Source organism: Burkholderia sp. Se-20378, assembly GCF_017104665.1.
Taxonomy (GTDB): Bacteria; Pseudomonadota; Gammaproteobacteria; order Burkholderiales; family Burkholderiaceae; genus Burkholderia; species Burkholderia lata.
The window spans coordinates 1-5,048 of record NZ_JAAGPG010000569.1 but is presented as its reverse complement, the minus strand read 5'-3'; the positions used below and the strand labels follow the sequence as shown (position 1 = coordinate 5,048).

Sequence of the window (5,048 nt, the reverse complement as noted above, 5' to 3'; positions counted from 1 at the left end):
CGTGCGCGGCTACGACGCGAGCGCCGCGCTGCGCGACGAGGCGCGGCGCCGCCATCCGGATCTCACCTTCGAGCTGGCCACGCTGCCGGCGTTGGCCGGCGTGCCGTCCGGCGCGTTTCGCAACGTGCTGTGCGAAACGGTCGTCATGCATCTCGAACAGGCGGACGCGGCGGCCGCCGCCACGCGGCTGGCCGAACTCCTGATGCCGGGCGGCACGTTGTACATGAGCTGGCGGGTGGCCGGAAACGGCACGTTGCGCGACGAGCGCGGCCGCCTCTACACGCCGCTCGATTCGGCCCGAATGCGGGCGGCGCTCGGCGCCGGCACGCAGGTGATCGACGAGCACGAGGTCGTCAGCCCGTCGTCCGGCAAGCGCGTGCACCGGCTGATCGTGCGCAAGGCCGCCGCCACCGCGTAAGCAGGGCAGCGCGGCGGCGCGCTCATTCGCGGTTGAGTGCCGCTTCCCAGTTGATGTCGACGCAGAGCACCTGCATGCCGGTCGCGACCGGCGCGGCGATCGACGCGGTCACGCACAGGTGCGCCTCGTTGATCGACAGGTAGGGCGGCGTCAGGTGCACGCGGCCCGGTGCACGCATCGCGTCGATGAAGTACGGGCGCCGTTCCCAGCTCGCGCCCTCGGAGTGCAGCAGCGGCCGGAAGCGCTTGGCGCGCTGCGACACGCTGCCGCGTGCGAGCACGTTGTCGCCGATCTGGCGGCCCGATGCGTCGAGCAGGAAGCAGCGCGCGGTTTCGGGCAGCCCGAGTACGACGGCCGCTGCGTCGGTGAGCGGCTCGCCCGCGCCGAGCTTGCGGCTCGCTTCCTCGAGCGCCGCGACGTACGGTGCGAGCCGTTCCGCCTGGGTGCGCTCGCGTTCCGCGACGCGCAGCCGCAACGCGGCCGACAGCGTATCCATGCAGCCCGCGGCGGCCTGCGGCTGCACCGGTTCGACGCTCGGCCCCGCGAAGTACTGGCCCTGCACGAAATCGACGTCGCATTCCAGTGCGATCAGCGCGTCGCGTTCGGTCGCGAGCCCGCCCATCAGCACGAGCTGGCCGGATTCGTGCAGCAGCGACACGAGCCCCGGCAGCACGCGTTCGAGATGTGAGTGCTCGCTCGCTTGCGCGAGGATGCCGCGGTCGAGCGTGACGATGTCGGGATGCAGGTGCCACACGCGGTCGATGTTCGAATGCTTCGCGCCGAACCCGACGAGTGCGATCAGGAAACCGGCCTTGCGCAGCCCGTCGACGATCGCCGCGTAGCGCGGCGTCTCGCCGCCCGCCTGTTCGGGCACCTCGAGCACCACGCGGTGCGGCGGCAGTCCGAGCGCCTTCAGGTTCGCGAGCATCGCGTCGCTGTAGACGGTGTCCATCAGCGCGGCCGGATGCAGGCTCAGGAAGAGCCATTCGTCATGGCTGTCGAACGCGTGGAAGTTGCCGAGATGGAGCGATTCGGCGAGCCGGCCGAGCTCGAGCAGGTCGCCGCGCCGCGCGGCCTGCGTGAACACCTCGTGCGACGCCACCTGGCGGCTTTCCTCGTCGTGCGCACGGAGCGACGCGTGATAGCCGATCGCGCGGCGGTGCGACACCGAGAAAACGGGCTGGAACACGCTGAACACGGTGTAGCCGCCGTACAGCACGGTGCGCCGGTTCCCGTCGTCGCCGGCGACGGGGCGGGGCGGCTGAAAGCCGGGGGGATCGATTTCGATCATGCTCATGATGTCGGCCGATGGAAGACTGCCAGTTTACCTAGAGAATAGGCGAGGAAGAAGCGTGCACGGCATCGGACCCCGTGCGGCGGCGCGTCGCGGCCGAGCCGCGGGCATCGCAGGCGTGTCAGATGCGCATCGCGGGGCCCCGCTGCACCGCAATGGTGCGCGCCGACCCGGTTCGGCGCGTGCCGCGCGTCATGCGCGCTCGGACGGGTCGGTCTTGCGCGCGGTGCTGCGGATTTCGGGCGCGAGCTGCGCGAAGATCCACGCGGACGCCGCCGTGATGATCCCGACGCAGATGAAGGTCGCATGGAACGCCGGCAGCGTGTTGCTCGGCGTCACGGTGTGCAGCATGCCCGTGAACGTTGCGAGCAGCGCGCCCGCCACCGTGACGCCGAGGCTCATCGACAGCATCTGCACGAGCGAGAACAGGCTGTTGCCGCTGCTCGCGCCGCCCGTGCCGAGATCCTTCAGCGTCAGCGTGTTCATCGCGGTGAACTGCATCGAGTTGAAGCCGCCGAACAGCGCGAGATGCACGACCTTCACCCAGACGGGCACCGTGTCGCGCATCAGCGCGAAGCTCGCCATCATCACGCCGACCATGATCGTGTTCGCGAGCAGCACCTTGCGGTAGCCGTGCCGCGTGATCAGGCGCGTGATGATCCGCTTCGAGAACATCCCGGCCGCCGCCACCGGCAGCATCATCAGCCCGGCCTCGAACGCCGAGTAGCCGAGGCTCACCTGCAGCAGCAGCGGGATCAGGTACGGCATTGCGCCGCTGCCGATCCGTGCGAACAGGTTGCCGAGCAGCCCGACGCTGAACGTGTGGATCCTGAACAACTCGAGCGAGAAGATCGGCTGCGGCGCGCGCACCGCATACAGCCCGTACGCGACGAAGCACGCGAGGCTCAGGATCAGCAGCACGAGCACGGCCGCGTGCTGCATCCCGAGATCGGCGAGCCCGTCGAGCGACAGCGAGATCGCGACCATGCCGATCGTCAGCAGCAGATAGCCCTTCAGGTCGAAGCGGCCGACGGCCGGGTTGCGCGAATCGGGCATCGAATAGAAGGTCGCGATGCAGCCTGCGACGCCGACCGGTACGTTGATCAGGAAGATCCAGTGCCACGACGCGATCTTCACGAGCCAGCCGCCGAGTGTCGGCCCGATCAGCGGGCCGATCAGGCCGGGAATCGCGACGAACGACAGCGCCGGCAGGTAGCGTTCGGCCGGGAAGGTGCGCAGCACCGCGAGGCGTCCGACCGGCAGCAGCATCGCGCCGCCGACGCCTTGCACGACGCGGAACGCGACGAGCTGCGTCAGCGTATGTGCGTTTGCGCACAGCAGCGAGCCGAGCGAGAACACCAGGATCGCGCTGAAGAACACCCGCCGCGTGCCGAAGGTATCGGCGAGCCAGCCCGACACGGGGATCATCACCGCCATCGTCAGCGAGTACGCGATCACGACCGACTGCATGCGCAGCGGCGATTCGCCGAGGCTTGCGGCCATCGACGGCAGCGCCGTGTTCACGATCGTCGAATCGAGCGTCTGCATGAAGAAGCCCGTTGCGACGAGCCAGAGCATCACGGTGAGGTTCTTTTCGCCGGGAGCGGCGGCAGGCGGGCGCTGGAACATGGGGGCGGGATGATGGCGCGGGACAGCCGACATTGTAGGGAAAGCCATTGCGCCGTGCAGGTTCGGCGCAAGGGCGGTGCGCAGTCCGGCCGGCGGGTGCCCGTCCCCGTCGAATGACCAGTACAGTTCAGCCAAAAGTGTCTGCAGCCGTATCTGTCCGTGTGCTGCCACTGTCCGAAATACTGGTGCCATCGGACCCGTGCGACCAGGAGGCTGCCATGCGCGAACTGCGACTTTATGTGATCGAGGGCGACGAGCCGGCCGGTCGGTGGCGGATCGTCGATCGCACCTCGCTGGAGGTGGCCGACGGCGAGGTCTGGGTGACGATCGAGGGTCGGCACGACGATCACTGGCTCGGCGTCGGGGATTCGCTGATGCTGACGCCCGGCATGCGCGTCTGGGTCAGCGCGGGGTCGCACAGCGCGACGTTCGCGTTCGGTCCGCTCGAGGTGCCGGCGAGGCGTGCCGCGCAGGCTTGGTGGAGGCCGCTCGTCGCATGGCGCGACGGCCGGCGTCATGCGCCCGTGTCGCTGCCGACGTAGCGCGCCCGGGGCGGGATCAGGTCTCCGTCCGCGCATGGTTCGAGCACATGCGTGATCCAGATGGCCGTGCAGTCGTGCGGCGATCTGCGTGATCTGCGAGTCCGGCTCCGGTACGTTCCGGTCGAGCGAACGTTCGACGCCGCCGCGCGTGCGTTTCGCGTCCGCGCGGCAGTGTGCGAGCAGCTGCACTTTGTCCGCGTGATGGCAGCGGTGCGTGGTTGCGCGGCGCGGTAGCGAGTGCAGCAGGTCGCGGTTCACATGTGCAGGGGGCACGCCGGTATCGAGGATGCCGGCAGGCTTCCTGCGCGCTGGAGGAGGTGATGTCGGCCGCTTTCGCCGGGGCGCAGGGGAGACGACCGCGCGTGATGCACGGATTCGTGCAATCAGGATTGCTCGCGGCTGTCGCGAATCCTAGACTCGATCTTGTCTTCCTCACCGCCGATCCCGCCATGACACCCGAACGCGCGTTGACGCATCTGTGGCGGCTCGCCCATGGCGACCCCGACGCGCTGGCCCGTGCGACCGTGACCGGGCAGGACCCGACGCTGCCGTCGACCTTCCGGGTCGGCACGCTGGCCGCGGCGACGATCGCGGCAGCCGGGCTCGCGGCAGCCGAATGCCACCGGCTTCGTACGGGCGTCACGCAATCCGTCGACGTGTCGGTGCGCGACGCGCTCGTCGCGTTCCGCAGCGAACGCTACCTGCGGGTGGACGATGGCCCGCCGCCGGAGTTGCGTCATCCGGTGACGGGTTTCTTCGAGACGGGCGACGGACGCTGGATCCAGTTGCACGCGAACTTCCCGCATCACCTGAACGGCATTCTCGACGTACTCGGCTGCGGCGCGCAGCGGGACGATGTCGCCACGGCGATCCGCGCGCGGGACGGCGCGGCACTCGATACCGTGCTGGCCGAGGCCGGGCTGTGCGCTGCATTGATCAGAACACCTGACGAGTGGACGTCGCTCGAGCAGGCGCGCGCGATCGCGTCGCTGCCGCTGTTCGAGATCGAGCGGATCGGCGATGCACCGATCGAGCCGATCGGTCGCGGCGAAGCCGGCCAGCCGCTCACGGGTGTGCGTGTGCTCGATCTCACGCGCATCATCGCGGGGCCGGTCGCGGGCCGCACGCTGGCATCGCACGGCGCGCAGACGCTGCTGGTCAACGA

Annotated in this window: 6 protein-coding genes; 4 read left to right on the top strand and 2 right to left on the bottom strand. The window is 69.3% G+C overall.

The genetic code is table 11. The features are described from left to right. Positions 1-418: methyltransferase domain-containing protein (locus G3N93_RS33865; RefSeq protein ID WP_206134921.1), on the top strand; the 418-nt coding region annotated here is incomplete at its 5' end. 22 nt (positions 419-440) lie between these two features. On the opposite strand, the gene G3N93_RS33860 is transcribed toward G3N93_RS33865, so the two are convergent. Then, positions 441-1,715: an EAL domain-containing protein gene (locus G3N93_RS33860; RefSeq protein ID WP_174941485.1), complete on the bottom strand. Its 1,275-nt coding sequence runs from the start codon at positions 1,713-1,715 to the stop codon at positions 441-443. A gap of 189 nt (positions 1,716-1,904) precedes the next feature. Beyond that, positions 1,905-3,341 (bottom strand): multidrug transporter subunit MdtD, encoded by a 1,437-nt coding sequence (gene mdtD, locus G3N93_RS33855; protein ID WP_174941487.1) that lies wholly within the window; start codon positions 3,339-3,341, stop codon positions 1,905-1,907. A 218-nt stretch (positions 3,342-3,559) separates the two neighbouring features. On the opposite strand from mdtD, the gene G3N93_RS33850 reads away from it, so the two are divergent. The 3 genes from G3N93_RS33850 to G3N93_RS33840 form a co-directional block, all read left to right on the top strand. Next, positions 3,560-3,883: a DUF2917 domain-containing protein gene (locus G3N93_RS33850; RefSeq protein WP_174983277.1), complete on the top strand. Its 324-nt coding sequence runs from the start codon at positions 3,560-3,562 to the stop codon at positions 3,881-3,883. Positions 3,884-3,934: 51 nt separating this feature from the next. Beyond that, positions 3,935-4,117 (top strand): hypothetical protein, encoded by a 183-nt coding sequence (locus tag G3N93_RS33845; protein WP_206134920.1) that lies wholly within the window; start codon positions 3,935-3,937, stop codon positions 4,115-4,117. A 215-nt stretch (positions 4,118-4,332) separates the two neighbouring features. After that, positions 4,333-5,048: CoA transferase (locus tag G3N93_RS33840; protein WP_206134919.1), on the top strand; the 716-nt coding region annotated here is incomplete at its 3' end.

Excerpts from the sequence above, each read along its gene's own strand:
- mdtD (WP_174941487.1), bottom strand. The coding sequence starts at position 3,341 with ATGTTCCAGCGCCCGCCTGCCGCCGCTCCCGGCGAAAAGAACCTCACC.
- G3N93_RS33860 (WP_174941485.1), bottom strand. The coding sequence starts at position 1,715 with ATGAGCATGATCGAAATCGATCCCCCCGGCTTTCAGCCGCCCCGCCCC.
- G3N93_RS33850 (WP_174983277.1), top strand. The coding sequence starts at position 3,560 with ATGCGCGAACTGCGACTTTATGTGATCGAGGGCGACGAGCCGGCCGGT.